Annotated in this window: 12 protein-coding genes; 4 read left to right on the top strand and 8 right to left on the bottom strand. The window is 35.3% G+C overall.

Annotation, left to right across the window (positions count from 1 at the left end):
• Window positions 1–5: 5 nt before the first annotated feature.
• Window positions 6–440, bottom strand: coding sequence for a retropepsin-like aspartic protease (locus SAGCYANO_RS22005; RefSeq protein WP_202222028.1), 435 nt, complete (start codon window positions 438–440; stop codon window positions 6–8).
• Window positions 441–475: 35 nt separating this feature from the next.
• The gene (locus tag SAGCYANO_RS22000) at window positions 476–706 is read right to left on the bottom strand and encodes a hypothetical protein (RefSeq protein ID WP_237396504.1); all 231 of its coding nucleotides are present in this window, start codon (window positions 704–706) and stop codon (window positions 476–478) included.
• A 129-nt stretch (window positions 707–835) separates the two neighbouring features.
• On the opposite strand from SAGCYANO_RS22000, the gene SAGCYANO_RS21995 reads away from it, so the two are divergent.
• From SAGCYANO_RS21995 to SAGCYANO_RS21980, 4 genes are all read left to right on the top strand, one after another.
• The gene (locus SAGCYANO_RS21995; RefSeq protein ID WP_202222026.1) at window positions 836–1,318 is read left to right on the top strand and encodes a LuxR C-terminal-related transcriptional regulator; all 483 of its coding nucleotides are present in this window, start codon (window positions 836–838) and stop codon (window positions 1,316–1,318) included.
• A gap of 27 nt (window positions 1,319–1,345) precedes the next feature.
• Entirely contained in the window at window positions 1,346–1,741 is a 396-nt protein-coding gene (locus SAGCYANO_RS21990; RefSeq protein ID WP_202222154.1) for a hypothetical protein, read from the top strand.
• Window positions 1,728–1,937 carry a hypothetical protein gene (locus SAGCYANO_RS21985; protein ID WP_202222025.1) on the top strand — a complete coding sequence of 70 codons (210 nt, stop codon included), beginning with the start codon at window positions 1,728–1,730 and terminating at the stop codon, window positions 1,935–1,937. Before SAGCYANO_RS21990 ends, SAGCYANO_RS21985 begins: the two co-directional genes overlap by 14 nt.
• A 95-nt stretch (window positions 1,938–2,032) precedes the next feature.
• On the top strand, window positions 2,033–4,468 hold the full coding sequence (locus tag SAGCYANO_RS21980) for a WD40 repeat domain-containing protein (protein WP_202222024.1): 2,436 nt from the start codon (window positions 2,033–2,035) through the stop codon (window positions 4,466–4,468).
• Between the two features lie 961 nt (window positions 4,469–5,429).
• Here SAGCYANO_RS21980 and SAGCYANO_RS21975 read toward each other — a convergent pair.
• The 6 genes from SAGCYANO_RS21975 to SAGCYANO_RS21950 form a co-directional block, all read right to left on the bottom strand.
• Window positions 5,430–6,467 carry an aldo/keto reductase gene (locus tag SAGCYANO_RS21975; protein WP_202222023.1) on the bottom strand — a complete coding sequence of 346 codons (1,038 nt, stop codon included), beginning with the start codon at window positions 6,465–6,467 and terminating at the stop codon, window positions 5,430–5,432.
• A gap of 517 nt (window positions 6,468–6,984) precedes the next feature.
• Window positions 6,985–8,001 carry a Gfo/Idh/MocA family protein gene (locus tag SAGCYANO_RS21970; RefSeq protein WP_202222022.1) on the bottom strand — a complete coding sequence of 339 codons (1,017 nt, stop codon included), beginning with the start codon at window positions 7,999–8,001 and terminating at the stop codon, window positions 6,985–6,987.
• A 2,031-nt stretch (window positions 8,002–10,032) separates the two neighbouring features.
• A complete protein-coding gene (locus tag SAGCYANO_RS21965) occupies window positions 10,033–11,436 on the bottom strand; it encodes a CHAT domain-containing protein (protein WP_202222021.1) in 1,404 nt (467 codons plus the stop codon).
• Window positions 11,437–11,567: 131 nt separating this feature from the next.
• Entirely contained in the window at window positions 11,568–12,755 is a 1,188-nt protein-coding gene (locus tag SAGCYANO_RS21960) for a tetratricopeptide repeat protein (protein ID WP_202222020.1), read from the bottom strand.
• Window positions 12,756–13,443: 688 nt separating this feature from the next.
• On the bottom strand, window positions 13,444–14,259 hold the full coding sequence (locus tag SAGCYANO_RS21955; protein WP_202222019.1) for a RusA family crossover junction endodeoxyribonuclease: 816 nt from the start codon (window positions 14,257–14,259) through the stop codon (window positions 13,444–13,446).
• A 993-nt stretch (window positions 14,260–15,252) separates the two neighbouring features.
• Window positions 15,253–16,131, bottom strand: coding sequence for a hypothetical protein (locus SAGCYANO_RS21950; protein WP_202222018.1), 879 nt, complete (start codon window positions 16,129–16,131; stop codon window positions 15,253–15,255).
• Window positions 16,132–16,585: the final 454 nt, after the last annotated feature.

Genomic DNA, 16,585 nt, shown 5'->3' with positions numbered 1-16,585 from the left:
ATAACTTAATAGTAGGTAGTAAGACGTTCTATTTCCAGAAGCTTTTTTGGGTAATCAATCTTTAGGTAAAGCGACTGGAGTACATCTGCTCCTAATATACCATCAATTTGATACCTGCTATATATACCTGGTAGACTAATAGCTACTAACACGTTTTGATCGAGAAAACTTATTGGACCTATTTCTAGGTTTAATTTGGCTGAGAAATATCGTTCTTTACCTGTTACACCAACTCCTTCTACAGATTCCCGACCTACTTTTAGATCAATAATTTTACTCACTACAGTGTCTATTACTGTTCGTTGAGATCCTGTATCTACAAGAAAGTTAAATGTATGACTTCTTTCCTCAAACTTTGTGGTAACAGGTATTACCCATAATTTAAGTCTGTCGAAAGTTGCATCTCCGACAAACTCTTTCCTTACTAATATTACACTCATAGATATCTATGTAGTATTGAAAGCTTAAGTTTATCTCACTCAACCTTATCATCAATACTACCAGTATAGAATGTGTACAAATCGCCTTGAAGAGATTTAATTTTGTCCACCATCAAATCAATCGAACTCGCTTGCAATAATACTTTTCCTTTAGCAGGAAAACCATAAACATCTTTTTCGGTAATGTTCACTGTCACCCACTGCTTAGGATACCTTTCTTTAATTTCTTGTATTTCTAGTTCTTTTAGCTCTTGAGTTTTAATCACTTTTGCTTTGACTTTCAAGTCAAATTATATATTTTTTTACAATAGCAGTACACAAGTACACAAATATTGTGTGTGTAAAAAGACTCACAAGTACACAAGCAAGTATCTGTCCAGGAGGTTCTGAAAGACATGAATGAGCAAAGGTTTAATGAAATATTCAATAACCTGACAAAACGAAGACAAGATGTACTAAAAAAGTTTTTAGCTGGAGAGGATGATCCAACTATTGCTAAGAGTTTCAATATTGAAGAGTCAACGGTCAGAAAACATATTCAACAAATTTGTAACGCGTTTAATCTAAAAAATGAGCATGGTCAGCGTTATCCAAAGCGCCATGAACTAGAGGAACTGTTCCGCAAATATAAACCCGATTTAGTTAAAAATTCTTCTTTGAGTGTTACAAATGAAGGAGATATTCAAGAAACATTAGAACGAGAAGGCCATTGTGATTCATCCTCACTTCAGAGAGTAGCTGAGATTGGAACGACACAGATATTAGATAAAAACCCATCCCTTTACCAAGATTTAAAAAATGCCCCTAATGTTCCTTACTTTTACGGGCGTACTCAAGAATTAGATACATTAAAAATCAATTTTGCAAGACAAATGTAACCTAATTTTGCTCCTTGGTCGAGGGGTATTGGGAAAACAAGTTTATCCGTTAGATTAATAACAGAAATTCAGAATAATTTTGACTATATAATTTGGCGAAGTCTTGAAGCATCTCCAACAATAGAAAACATTTTGGAAGATTCAATCAAGTTCTTTTCAAATCAACAAGAAACTATACTCCCAGAAACTTTAGATGAAAAAATAACCAGACTAATTAATTATTTTGCATCCTCTCGTTGTTTACTAATACTTGATAATGCAGAATCAATTCTTCAAAGTGGCAATCAAACAGGTAAATATCGGGAAGGTTATCAAGACTATGGTAATTTATTCAAGCGAATAGCTGAATTATCCCATCAAAGCTGCTTATTAATTACCAGCCGAGAAAAACCACAAGCAATTGATTTAATTGCTAAAAACTAAAACTATCAACATCTTAGAATTAGAAGGTTTAAATGTAGAAAACAGTCAAAAAATATTTACAGAATATGGGGAATTTGAAGGCTCAGAACATGAATGGAAATTAATTATTGAACATTATGCAGGTAATCCTTCTGCTTTGGAAGTTGTAGCAGCAAGTATTCAAGAAGTATTGGGGGAAATTTATCTAAATTTATAGAAGATTATTTAAAATTAGGACAACTAAAATTCGAGGAGATAAACGATTTATATGAACGTCAGTTTAATCGTCTATCTACTTCAGAACAGGAAATTATGTACTGGCTGGCAATTAATTATGAACCAGCTTCTGATACAGAACTAAAAGAAGATATTATTTCATGGCAAACCAAACAAGAATTACTCCAATCATTAAGGTCTTTAAAACGGCGATCGTTCATCAAAACCACCCAATTAGAATATACAATTCTACCTGTAATTAGAGAATATATTATTGCTCGATTAATAGATGAAATTTGCCAAGAAATTAAGACTGCTCAAATACAACTTTTTAATAACTACTGTCTCTGCAAAGCAACAGCTAAAGACTATATTCGAGAAACTCAAGTTCGCCTGATTATCCAACCACTACTAGAAAGGTTACTTCAAGAATTAGCAGGCAAAATAAATGTCGAAAATCAACTCCAAAAAATTATCTCAAATTGCCAAAAAAAATCTCCTCAAGCTCCTGGGTATTTAGGAGGAAATATTCTCAATATATTGTCTCAGCTAAATACTGATTTAACTAACTATGATTTTTCTTATTTAACTATTTGCCAAGCATATCTTCAAGGAGTTAAATTACATCAGGTTAACTTGAGCAATTCTAATTTATCTAAATCAATTTTTTCCGAACCTTTAGGCAGTATTCTTTGCGTCGCATTTAGTTATGATGGCCAACTTTGGGCAAGCGGAGATGCGGATAAAAATATTTATATTTGGCGAGTAGCGGACGGTCAATTTATAATTAATTGTTTAGGTCATACTAATTGGGTAAGGTCCCTTGTTTTTCATCCTCAAAAACCAATTTTAATTAGTAGTAGTAATGACTGCACTGTGAAATTATGGAATATTGATACAGGTGAATGTCTCGCTACATTAGAAGGACACACTGGTCACATTTGGTCTATTGCTTTGAGTCCAGACGGTAATATTTTGGCTAGTGGCAGTGATGACTGTACTGTAAGATTATGGGATATTAACTCTCATCAATGTCTTCACGTTTTACAGGAACACCGTTTCTGGGTACGAGGAGTTGCTTTCCATCCTCAAGGAACAAAAATTGCCAGTGCTAGTGTAATGGAGCAAATTGTAAAATTGTGGGATGTTCAGAGTGGTAAATGTCTCACAACTTGGCAACAACTCAATCATGTTGTTCGTGCCATCGCTTTTAGTCCTGATGGAGAAACTCTAGTTACTGGTAGCGACGATAAACTGGTCAGGTTAGTGGATATCCATACTGGTGAATGTCTGAAAACTTTTTCGGGACATAATGGACGAGTGTGGTCAGTTGTTTTTAGTCCTGACAATCAAACTCTAGCTAGTGGTAGTGCGGATCAAACTGTGAAGTTATGGAACATTGAAACTGGTGAATTATTACTGACTTTACCAGAAAAAAATCGACGAGTTCGATCTATAACCTTCAGTAGTGATGGTAAAAGTCTAATTAGTGGGAGCGACGATCAAAATGTTAGATTGTGGGATATCTCTAAAGGTGAATCTTTGAAGACTATCAATGGTTATACTCAAAGAGTATGGTCGGTTGCTTTCTCTCCTGATGGTCAAACTCTGGTGAGTGGTGGTGACGATCGCGTGGTTAGACTGTGGGATATTGAGACTGGTGACTGTAAAATCTTAGACAGACATATAAAGCGCATTCAGTCAGTTGCTTTCCATCCTCAAGGAATAAAAATTGCCAGTGCAGGAAATGATGGTCAGATTAGACTATGGGATACTGCTACTGGGAAATGCTCAATTCTCCCTGAAAGACATGGAGACTGGATCTGGTTAGTAGCTTTTTATGAGGAGGGAAGAAAATTGATTAGTGTAGGTAGTGACGGCGGTATCAAGTTATGGGATATGAATACAAATACCTGTCTACAAACTTTCAAAGATTATCCAGAATGGTTGTGGTCAGTTGCTGTAAGTCCTGATTGTCAGAATTTAGCGATCGCTAGTGATGGTAGATTATTACAAACATGGAATATGGCAACGGGAGAGCTTACAGATATAGGAGAACATCAAGATAAATTGCGTCAAGTTGCCTGGAGTTCTAATGGTAAAATTATTGCTAGTGCTAGTGATGACCTCACTGTTAAACTCTGGAATGTCAGTACAGGTGAATGTTTGCATACTTTGGCAGAATATACCAAGCAAATTAGATCGATCAAATTTAGTCCTAATAGTAACCTGATAGCAACTGGTGGGGATGAATGTACAATTAAACTCTGGGATGTTTCTAGTGGCAACCTCTGGCACACTTTAACGGGACATGAAAATACTATTCGTTCTGTTGCTTTTAGTGGTGATGGTTCGATGGTTGCAAGTGGTAGCGAAGACGAGACTATTAAACTGTGGAATATTCAAACTGGTAACTGCATTAAAACTCTGAAAGCAAAACGCCTCTATGAAGGAATGAATATTACAGGTGCGACAGGATTAACTGAAGGCCAAAAAGAAACTCTCCTAACATTAGGGGCCACCATAATATAGTGTAGCCATTCTTACTGGTTTCATCCACTCCTTGCAAAATCTGTAATTCTCTCTGGAAAAGATAGTAGCGATGCGAAGCGTTACCAAGAACAAAATGTCATAGCAGCGTTAGAAGAACTCGATAGATTAGAAGTATGAACATCAGGACTTACGCAAATTGACTGTTAAACCACCATCTGTAGGGGCGAATGGTATTCGCCCTCCCCATAATATCATGTCCGGTTGAATACTTATTATTCAGATAGTAGGGGAGTGGGGGAGCGGGGAGTAGGGGAGTAGGGGAGTAGGGAAAATAGAAAGATTTACTGCTTAAGCAAGAGGATAAGTTTTTTCATCACTAATTATCCGGACATGATATAAGTAGAGTCTCTGCGTAAGTCCTGTTATACCAAATTCACGCAAAGGCAGTTACATCTTAATTTGTGATTTATTCCTAAAATAAAAAATTATAAATTCCATAAATTCTAAAATTTCCACCTTTTTTCCTCTTTAATATTTATGTTTTTCTTTCACTAGCCACAGTTCAGGTGTTCCCTGTTCCCTGTGTTCTCACGCTTTGCAATATTTTATGAAATTGGTATTAGAGTTAATAACTTGCAACTGGAAGATTGGGAGAGTTAAAATCAAGGAATTATTTTCTCAAAATTTATCTCTCCCTATATCTACTAGCTAAAACTTGACATACTCCCGACGTTGCGCATAGCGCGACAAAGCGGGATTCTTCAGTCATAAAAATAAATGACCGCTGCTTTGACAGAGGTGATGTCCTCCCCCTGTTTTGCTCTTGATAATAACATACATACCTCCTAGCTTGTCAAGGGTATAGGAAGGTTTTATTTGTGGAGATATCCGACTCAAGGCCCTGGCTTTCCCATACGACGCTCCCCTTCGGGAGAGCGCGGGACTTCCCTGGCGGGAAGTTAAACTGAATAATTTTCACTTTACTATTTACTCTTTTATTCTAAGGTGTAGGATTAGGATATTTAGCATGAACCTCATCAATTTCAGCAATAATTTCCTCAGTCAAATTTATCTCCACACTACTAATATTTTCTTTCAATTGTTCCATAGTTGTTGCCCCAATAATTGTACTAGCTACAAACCATCGGGAACTGACATAAGCTAATGCTAACTGTGCGGGAGTCATATTATTTTTATGAGCAATTTCTACATAACTTTTTATTGCTTCAGTTAAATTTGTTTTACGATAACGTTGCTCAAATCCAGGAAATAAAGATAGACGAGAATTTTCAGGAATTCCATCTAAATATTTACCTGTTAAAATACCAAAAGCTAGAGGACTATAAGCCATTAATCCCACATTATTAAATCGACAAGCTTCGGCTAAATTTATATGAAAAATACGGTTGACTAAACTAAAAGCATTTTGAATCGAAACTATTTTTGGTAAACCTAATTTTTCTGCTAAATTACAAAATTCACACAGTCCCCAACTTGTCTCATTACTTACTCCTAAATAACGAATTTTTCCAGCTTTAATTAACTCGCCAAATACTTCTAATTGTTCGGCAATAGGTGTAGTATCTCGTTCGTTATTTGGGTCATAATCGGGCATCCCAAATATAGGTACATAACGGTCAGGCCAATGAATTTGATAGAGGTCAATATAGTCAGTTTGAAGACGACGCAAACTGTCTTCTATTGCTTGCTGAATATTGGGGCGGTTAACTTGATTATTTCCCCCACGAATCCAAGTCATTTTAGGATTAGGTCCAGCAATTTTCGTAGCAATAATTAATTGATCCCGCTGTTGTTTAACTAACCATTCACCAATATATTCTTCAGTTTTTCCTTGAGTTTCAGCCTTAGTTGGCACTGGATACATTTCTGCTGCATCAATAAAATTAATACCTTCAGCAACAGCATAATTAAGTTGTTGATGAGCTTCTTCAATAGTATTTTGTTGCCCATAAGTCATAGTCCCTAAACAAATTTCTGATACATTTAGGTTACTATCACCAAGTTTGTTATATTTCATCGGTTTGTCTTTTAGTAAATTCTCTAATTTTATCCTAGCATTAACAGGAACAGAACTTACCGAAATATTATGGTTTAAAGCCTCCCCTTTTAAGGGGATAATAAATAAAAATTTTCATAATTAGTCAATCCTCTTCTTTTCAAGGAGAGGTAATTCTAAATTCGCGCATTCTAAATTCGCGCATTCTTGAAGCATAACCACCATATCTTCTAGGGGCGAATGGCATTCAACCTCTACAATTGGTGTATAGTTTCACATCTTGCGTAAGTCCTGTTGTAAGCATTCAGCACTCAGCTATCAGCTATCAGCTATTTGTTATTAACTCATTATCATACTAGAGGAGAATTATCCACCAAGAAGAATTAAAATTCATTAATGAAATTGGCTATAACCTAACCTCAGTTCTTGCTTAAATATGTTCATCCATCTGATGGCTGTTTGCGCAGCATGACAAACGGAAATGCGAGCTAGCTGTTTGCGCAGCATTCCGCAGGAAATGCTTACGTCCTGTTAATAACTAAATACAACCATAAATTGCATCTAATAAGGCTTGAGTTTTTTCACTCACTTGATAATAATTTATTGTAGAATTAGTCACACCATTGAACACCACATCAGCAAAATTTTCGACCATTTTCACCTGAGAACTTTGCTCACTTTTTACCTCAATAAATTTGACATCTCCACGGGTATCCATACCATTTTTGAGATAAAAACCCGCCTTAAGATTAGGATTTTTAAAGGCAAAACTATTCACCCAATCTAACACAAAATCATCTAGGGTAATAATGCCTTTTGTACCAATTAAAGCCAAATCCATCGTTATCGCACCTGAAGTATATCCTGCATCCCAAGTCGAGGTACTGTCATCATCAAAAGCGAGCATACCACAAACACGAACGATCGCCCCAGTTTCGATGTCTCGTTTAACTTTGGCTGAAATTTGGCTTAAATTAATGTTAGGAGCTAAAAATTCAACTGTTGCCCGCATATTATACCAACCTAAGTCTCCTAAAGCTCCTTTTGGCTCTAATTCGGGATTGAAACGAATATTACTGCGATCGCTAACGGGAAAATAGAAGGCACTTCGTATCGCTTGAACTTTACCAATGCTTTCTTCCATAGTTTGCTTAATGGTTGCAATTCTGGGATGATGGACAAAATGGGTTGCGTCCATAAACAAGACTTTATTTTCCCTACAGACTACGGTAATCTTTTGCAAAGACTCTAAGGTCGCAAAGGGTTTATCGACTAAAACGTGCTTTTTTTGTTGCGCAGCTACCACAGCAATTTCTTCTTTTAAGGCAGTAGGAGTCGCAATATAAATTGCATCCACCCCAGACCAAGCGATTAAATCTTGCCAACTGTCAAACCCTTTAACATCTCCGAATTGCTGGCCAAACTCCTGTGATCGAGAGATGGAACGACTAGCCACTCCGACTAAAGCACAATTTTTGGCATCGACTAATCCTTGGGCAATCACCCTGGCAATCAATCCCGTTCCCACAATACCAAATCGTAATGTATCTGTCATACAACAGTCTCCTTAGTTAGATGCTAAATTCAGCCACAGTTAATGTAACTTGGGCAATATTGATAAAGTTATACCAATGTGATAAATTTTTGCTACAAATAGTTAGCGGGACTTACACAAAACAGCAGCAAAAAATAGGCTCAAAGATAGATAGCAAGAGGTTTTTATGTCAAAAAGTTATAATTCCTTTATTACTGAATAATACCAATTTGATAACTGTTTGCTACAAATAGTTAGGCTATTTCTTAGGAGTCAATCCACTGTCCAATAGATAAATAGTAATCATTGCCAAACAAAGCGTACGCCGATCGCCAGAGTAATAACTATTGTCCAATAGTTAAATAGTAATTATTGCCAAACAAAGCGTACGCCGATCGCCAGAGTAATAACTATTGTCCAATAGTTAAATAGTAATTATTGCCAAACAAAGCGTACGCTGATCGCCAGAGTAATAACTATTGTCCAATAGTTAAATAGTAATTATTGCCAAACAAAGCGTACGCTGATCGCCAGAGTAATAACTATTGTCCAATAGTTAAATAGTAATTATTGCCAAACAAAGCGTACGCCGATCGCCAGAGTAATAACTATTGTCCAATAGTTAAATAATAATCATTGCCAAACAAAGCGTACGCCGAACGCCAGAGTAATAACTATTGTCCAATAGTTAAATAGTAATCATTGCCAAACAAAGCGTACGCCGAACGCCAGAGTAATAACTATTGTCCAATAGTTAAATAGTAATCATTGCCAAACAAAGCGTACGCCGAACGCCAGAGTAATAACTATTGTCCAATAGATAAATAATAATCATTGCCAAACAAAGCGTACGCTGTTCACCAGAGTCATAACTATTGTCCAATAGTTAAATAGTAATTATTGCCAAACAAAGTGATCGCTGTTCACCAGAGTCATAACTATTGTCCAATAGTTAAATAGTAATTATTGCCAAACAAAGTGATCGCTCATCACCAGAGTCATAACTATTGGAACGACACAGCTAATTTGGTGCAATAGATTTTTATTCAAATACATGAGCAGTAAAAATTAGAGCATTAGAAAAATGCACTATTTTAGCTGTGTCAGTCTAGTAGTGGATCGTTTCATCTAAAAATGTGGATTAGCTTTTAACTTAAAAATTCTTACTTTTGACTTTTGACTTTTGACTTTTGAATTGAATCTAATGCACTATTTTAGCTGTGTCAGTCTACTATTGTCCAATAGATAAATAGTAATCATTGCCAAACAAAGCGTACGCTGATCACCAGAGTCATAACTATTGGAACGACACAGCTAATTTGGTGCAATAGATTTTTATTCAAATACATGAGCAGTAAAAATTAGAGCATTAGAAAAATGCACTATTTTAGCTGTGTCAGTCTAGTAGTGGATCGTTTCATCTAAAAATGTGGATTAGCTTTTAACTTAAAAATTCTTACTTTTGACTTTTGACTTTTGACTTTTGAATTGAATCTAATGCACTATTTTAGCTGTGTCAGTCTACTATTGTCCAATAGATAAATAGTAATCATTGCCAAACAAAGCGTACGCTGATCACCAGAGTCATAACTATTGGAACGACACAGCTAATTTGGTGCAATAGATTTTTATTCAAATACATGAGCAGTAAAAATTAGAGCATTAGAAAAATGCACTATTTTAGCTGTGTCAGTCTAGTAGTGGATCGTTTCATCTAAAAATGTGGATTAGCTTTTAACTTAAAAATTCTTACTTTTGACTTTTGACTTTTGACTTTTGAATTGAATCTAATGCACTATTTTAGCTGTGTCAGTCTACTATTGTCCAATAGATAAATAGTAATCATTGCCAAACAAAGCGTACGCTGATCACCAGAGTCATAACTATTGTCCAATAGTTAAATAGAACATTAATAATTGCGAAACAGAGTGATATAACTGCCGAATGGATTTTAAGAACGCTACTTTCATGCAACAAAGCCATTATTAATTATTAATTGTTGAACAAGGGTTCTAGCCATTTTTCTGGCTTTGATGTAATTCCCTTGCCTATTCAAAATCCATTACCAATTAAAATAAATGGTGCCCAATAATAAGGATGATTAAACTGACTATTAATCATACTAATTTGTGCTTTTTGCACTGCTTCACTTTTAGTTGCACCATTCTTTAAAGCTGCATAAAAATCATTCATAAATTCATGGGTACCCTGGTCATCAACTTGCCATAAAGTTGCCAAAGTTGCTAATGCACCAGCTTCTTGTATTTGATAACCAAAACCGAGAATTTCTACCCCATTTCCTAACTGTTTTCCCACACCAGTTTGACAAGCGCTCAAAACGACTAATTCTACACTTTTTAAATCCCAATCTTTCACATCTCGTAGACTAGCGCGAGTGCCGTCTCCAAATAGTATAAAAGATTCTTCTGGATGACCATTTACAAAGGCAGCATGAGTGGCAAAATGTACAATGTTATAGTTATCCATTTGTGATTCCATAGCTTTTTTAGTAAAAGCATTACCTAATAATTTATTGGTTTGAGGAAACATCGTTGCTAACTTTTCTACTTCTACTCCAGCAAAAGGTAATCCTTCAAAATCAAAGTTTTTTTTGCCTACTTGGAAATTATAAATTCCTTCTGTTAAAGCACCTGCTAAAATTAGAGGATTAATCTCTGTTTTTGGAGTTAAATCCATTAAACTTGCAGTGGTAATATTATTGATTTTAAATTTCTCTACTAACCATTTTTCTCCATCATATAGTGCTGCTAAAGGAAGATAACGTAGTTGACCATCAGGTGCATAAACAATAGTTTTAGTATTATTGATTTTGAGATGAGGTTCTATAGGTTTTATCAACCAATCGTACAGTTTTGCTCCAGCTTCCATAGCTCTTTGATCGGATTGATTATTATTTCCTCTAGATAATGATTGGGCTTTATTTCTATTCATTAATCTCACTCTTAATTCAAGGATAGCTTGACTAAATTCTTCCTTGGTTACTAAAACAGTGCGATGAATTGGATCGGAATTAGCACTGACTAATATTAATTCTAAGCGGTCTTCTAAAAGTAATGGATATAAGACTACTGTATTTTGCTGTTTATGTTCTTGAAGTTCATACTTTAAAGAACCTAACATATCCGAAGTAAGTTTTTGATTATGAGCATTTTCATCTAATTCTGAGACAATTTTTGCCACTTCTTCACTATCAATAAAATTATGAATACTCAGCAATTTTTCTGACGAAATATTCGGATAGTCAACCTGGTTATTGCCGACTTCATTCATTAGCTGAGTATACCTTTTCCAGAATTTTTGTTCCAGTTCTAACAGTGGAATTTCACTATATTCATCCTCATCAGCATTTAAGTTTCCCATATATTCAAATATCTCTTGTTCTTTCAATAAATCTAGAATTTGATGTGCTTCTATGGCGCGTTTTTCTTGAAGCAATAAATCAGCCAGAGTACGATATATTTCTGCAACACTTTCTATATAAGATTTCTGCTGTTCTGCTGGTAATACTTTTAAATCTTTGCGAATAGTTTCAGTAATATTAACTGATTGTTTATAAAAGATTATTGCTAATTGAGGATGATTTTTCTTTCTAATAATTTACCTATATTTGCCAGGGTAATTCTTTCTCCATCCTGGTTTCCAAGTTGTCTATCAATAATTAAAGTATGAGTCAGAAATTGTAAAGCATCTGGATGTCTGTCTGACTCTCGATGTGCTATACCAATATGATGAAGTGTAGCTGCTTGACCTTCCTTGTCGCCTAATTCTTCTCGAATAATTAATGCTTCGTGATGAGATTCTAATGCCTGAGAATTTTTTCCCTGTTCTCGATAAATTACACCTATATTATCAAGAGTTGTAGCTATACTAAAAAGGTCTTGATTTTTCCGATGAATTGCCAAAGCTTGTTGATAAAATTCTAAGGCTTTTGGAAACTCTTTTAAGCGATGATAAATAGCGCCAATATTATTTAAAATTGTAGCTTTTGTTGGGGGGTTAGTCTTTAAAACTTGCTGATAAAAATTGATTGCTTGTTCATATTGACCTAATTGAGAATAGACTAATCCAATATTACTTAAAATTGCACTAATATTTGCACTATCTTTTTCCTGTTTAGCAATTTTTAAAGCCTCTTGATAAAACTCCAAAGACTGGGAATATCTACCTTGAGTATCGTAAACAACAGCAATTTCATTTAAAGTTCGACTAATAGCAGTACGATCACCCAGTTGTTGACGTATTGCTAATGCTTGGTTTAATGATTCTAATGCTTGAGGATATTGACTAAGATGATGATAAACTGTACCAATATTGTGTAGGGTAGCAGCAATTAGGTCTTGGTCTCCTAACTGTTGACGAATTTCCAGTGCTTGCTGATAATACTCTAAAGCTTGCTGATACTTCTGCTGTTGCTTGTAAATAGTTGCTATTATATGGAGAGTGCTACTAATATGAAAGCGATAGAACTCCGTTCCGCTATCGCGATCGCCTTGTTGATGACGAATTTCTAATACCTTTTGCCAAGTTTCTAAAGCTGCTTCTAATTCACCATTTTGAAATTGTTCTGTAGCTTTCTCGTCAAGTTGTTGTGCTTCTATTTCTAAATTTTCTTGGGTTAGGCGATCGCTATATTTTGTGGTCTGTTGTGCAATTGCCTTTGAATGTATATGTATTTTTTCTGTTACTAGAAATGGACAAACAAGAAGGAAAAATCCAGTACCGATAATTAATCTAAAATATTTCCAATTTCTCATTTTATATTCTTTGGGTGAATTTATTTTATGTCTATAAACTCATTATAACTTCAACATTCTCTATCTATAAACTGGTAATTTCTCTGAAAAGCTACTTTCAAAAATTAATAATTAATAATTAATAATTAATAATTACCTCTCCTTGAAAAGAAGAGGATTGACTCAAAGGACAATTTTTTCTCTCTTGGTCGATTGGATATGGCGAGGTCTCCTCGCCATCCCACTACGGGAAGCTGCGCTACGACCGCTTGTTTCTCCTTTAAAGGAGAGGTAAGCATTTCCTGCGGAATGCTGCGCAAACAGCTATTAGCTGTCAGCTCGAACGCAAAAAAGGGGGTTTAAATGAATATAGACTTTGGAGCTGAATTTTGTAGTCAGATTTTTCTAGCTCAATTAATAAAACTTTTATCACCTACCAAAAGAAATAGCTGATAGCTGAATGCTGACGGCTGAATGCTTACAAGGAGAGGCTTTAAATCTTAATTATTCGGTAATTTATACAATTACTATATCTAAGTCCCAACTCTTGAATACTAAGTCTAAATTATAACTTATTTCCACACATAATATAACTCTACATTTATGCTAAAGGATAGATTTTTTTCGATAAATAATCTCAAATAATATAAAATTTTAATGTTGATAATTGATATATCATATATTAACTGAAAACCTATTATTCAATGATTTATCTCACAGGAAGTATTTCAATTTTAATCTGAACTCCTGTTTCCTTAACATTAGGAATATATTCAATAGTCAGCTTAGGAATACAACTCAAGCGGTCGTCCTGTAGAACCCCCGCACCGTTTAATGTTAAAGCATCAAGACAAGCTCCTGCTAAATTATCTAAATCGGAATTAGTACGATGTTTGCCACAAAAACTAATAGAAATAGCTGCTCTTTTAATTGGTAAATCTACTTCTAAATTAAGCTCAGAAACTTGACGGTAAATTTCTACTTCTGCCTGATTTCTCCAAGCACGATATCGAGGTGGTAAATAAGTACCATTAGTAGTAACTCGTGGCCGTGCTTTTGGAACTACTTTCCCAGGAAGATAAAAGTTAATAATTCTGGCATTTTCAGATTCTGAAGCATCTGGAAAAGAGGTCGGAAAATTTTCAGTATTGTTCAATAAAGGAATAATTTGCTTAACTTCTGTTTGCATATTTTCTTCAAAACTATCTTTTGACTGAGAGGAAATAAGTGGCATCTGGGGTATATTCTCCATAGCAGACAAATCTACTTTTCTATAAGCATCTAATTGTGTCCGGAAACTAGGCCAATTTTTAGCTATTTGCAGATAAGTTTCAGCACAACTTTCTGAAAAATTGCAATTCTTTTTGAGCCAAGATTGCCATTCAGTAGGAGAGAATAAAGCTTTAGTTTCTAACAATAGTTGCCCTAAAGAATAAGCAAATGCCATCGCATTCATCGGGTCGTCTTGACATTGTTTATGTTTAAAATTAATTTCTGCTATTAAGTCTTGCCAATTAATTAACATTTGATGTTAAGTATTAATATAAAAAATTTACTATATAATTATTTTACCGAATAATTAAGGTTTAAAGCCTCTTATACCATTTCACGGAATTCAAAAGTAAAAAGTCATGCATTAAGATTTTATGTAAGCATTTCCTGCGGAATGCTGCGCAAACAGCCGTCAGCCATTAGCTATCAGCTATTAATTTTTGAGGAAGGTAAAAGTAACCTTTGAAATTGAAAAATCATAAAAAGTTACTGCCAAATGTTTCAGGACTAAACCTTAGAAGTAATTATTCATTACTAATTGCTGAGAGCTGACTGCTGATAGCTGAATGCTTAGGATTTTATAGATCAAAACTTTGATGCTTCAGTAATTTCAGCAAATTCTTCGACATCTAAAGTTTTAAACTATTTGTAACATTCTTTTTCAAATTGATATTATTTTCAAGATAGGTAATTATTAATTATTAATTTAGGTAATTATTAATTATTAATTATTGATTTTTTTATGAGCATAAAATTTAGGGGCGAACAACTGTTTGCCCCTTCTCAAATTAATTAATTGTTCTAGCTATCAGCAGTTTTTAGGTAAGCATTTCCTGCGGAATGCTGCGCAAACAACTATTAGCATTTCCTGCGGAATGCTGCGCAAACAGCTATCAGCTTTTTAAAGAATCAAGCAAAAACTAAGGTTAGCTGACAGAAATATTTCATTTCCTGCGGAATGCTGTGCAAACATATTTCACTCCTTGACTACTAATTTCTTCTTCCAAGATAATGAGTTAATAACTCATAGCTGATGACTGAATGCTTAAGTTTTAGATAAATAAATATGATTCATTTATCAAAATAATTGGGTCTAAAATCCCGCATTGGGGAAACTTTTTTGGAGGGTTGCTCACACATCCCCATGACAAAAACAACTTCTGTACGTCGCCCCCCCTTTCTAACTTCTAACTTCATTTCACCCTATTTCTAACTTCTAACTTCTGACTTCTAACTTCTGACTTCATTAACGGCGTCGTCTAGATCCAAAACCACCACCGCGACGAGAGGGAGATAACCCACCACTACCAAAACTACGACGTTGTTGGCGAGGTTTTGCTTGATCGGAACGACGCAAGTCACTAGCACTAGCACCACTTCCCGTGGAACGATTTAGATTTTGCTGCTGTCTGCGAGTGTTATTAGTTCTAGTCGAATTAGTTACACCTGTAGAACGCAATGTTTGACGGTTTTTTACCGATGCTGGTGGAGCTTGATAACGTTCTTGATATCGACTAACAGCTTGGTCATAGCTATTGCCATACCCACCATAACCAGTCATTACTCCACCTGGTTGATAAACTGGCGGTACATAATATTGAGGTCTGAACAACATATTACTAATTGCTCCACCAACTACCTGACCTGCTATTGCTCCAGCAAAAGGTGTCCAGAAGTTAGACTCTCGACGCACAATTATTGTTTCTTGTCTACCTGTTTGGGGATCGGTTTGGGTTTCAGTGACGTTGTGTACATATTCAATTTTAAAATCTGGTTTGATGTGTAAACTAGCTTGGTTGCCATTAATTTCGGCATAGTTAGTTTTGCCTTCCTGAATTTCTTCCTCAGTCAAACTTGCCATTTGCAAATCTTGAGTACTATACATCGGTGGTGTACCTGACGGAGTATTCAGTAACATTAAGGTATACTCACCGTTAGCATCGTTATAAGTTGCCTGTTGTACGGGATATTGTCCCTGAGTTACTTGATTTCGGTTTTGCTTAGTGAGGTTGGAAGAAATATTGGAATTTGAGTTTTGATATGATGTTGTGTTTGAACTGCCACAGGCCACTGTTGTCCAACACAATGTTAAACACATAAACAAAACGGTTAATTTACGCAACATATTATAATTTTCCCTAAACAACTTTGAGTGAGTTCTATTTATTATTCTACCTTGATTTGGCTTTTGAGCAGGGAATAATGAGTCAAAAGTCATAATTTATAAGCCAAAAGTTATAATTGCTGTGTATAATTGGGGACTGATATAAAATCCGGTTATACAATAGACATCTCCAGAAAATTAGGGAGTAGGGAGTAGGCGAAAAGAATTAATAATTTCTGTACGATAATTGATTTTATTTCCAGACTTACGCATAATATCAAATCCGGTTAAACAGCCATAGAATGGTTAAGTTAGGAGGAGTCAACCCACCCCTCGCCCCTCCTCCCAACCCAACCCCTAGCCCCTCCCAGGAGGAGGAAGTCAGGAGGACCGAGTCAGGAGGAGAAAAGAATTACAAAGATGAGCATAGTTATGACGATTGAAGAATTTTTTGATGTCTAATTAAACGGATTTG

The organism is Okeania sp. KiyG1 (genome assembly GCF_014132355.1).
Classification (GTDB): domain Bacteria; phylum Cyanobacteriota; class Cyanobacteriia; order Cyanobacteriales; family Microcoleaceae; genus Okeania.
This window is presented reverse-complemented; position numbering and strand designations above follow the sequence as displayed.

Coding starts and splice junctions, on each gene's coding strand:
- SAGCYANO_RS22005 (WP_202222028.1), bottom strand. CDS start 440: ATGAGTGTAATATTAGTAAGGAAAGAGTTTGTCGGAGATGCAACTTTC.
- SAGCYANO_RS21995 (WP_202222026.1), top strand. CDS start 836: ATGAATGAGCAAAGGTTTAATGAAATATTCAATAACCTGACAAAACGA.
- SAGCYANO_RS21980 (WP_202222024.1), top strand. CDS start 2,033: ATGTACTGGCTGGCAATTAATTATGAACCAGCTTCTGATACAGAACTA.
- SAGCYANO_RS21975 (WP_202222023.1), bottom strand. CDS start 6,467: ATGAAATATAACAAACTTGGTGATAGTAACCTAAATGTATCAGAAATT.
- SAGCYANO_RS21970 (WP_202222022.1), bottom strand. CDS start 8,001: ATGACAGATACATTACGATTTGGTATTGTGGGAACGGGATTGATTGCC.
- SAGCYANO_RS21960 (WP_202222020.1), bottom strand. CDS start 12,755: ATGAGAAATTGGAAATATTTTAGATTAATTATCGGTACTGGATTTTTC.
- SAGCYANO_RS21955 (WP_202222019.1), bottom strand. CDS start 14,259: ATGTTAATTAATTGGCAAGACTTAATAGCAGAAATTAATTTTAAACAT.
- SAGCYANO_RS21950 (WP_202222018.1), bottom strand. CDS start 16,131: ATGTTGCGTAAATTAACCGTTTTGTTTATGTGTTTAACATTGTGTTGG.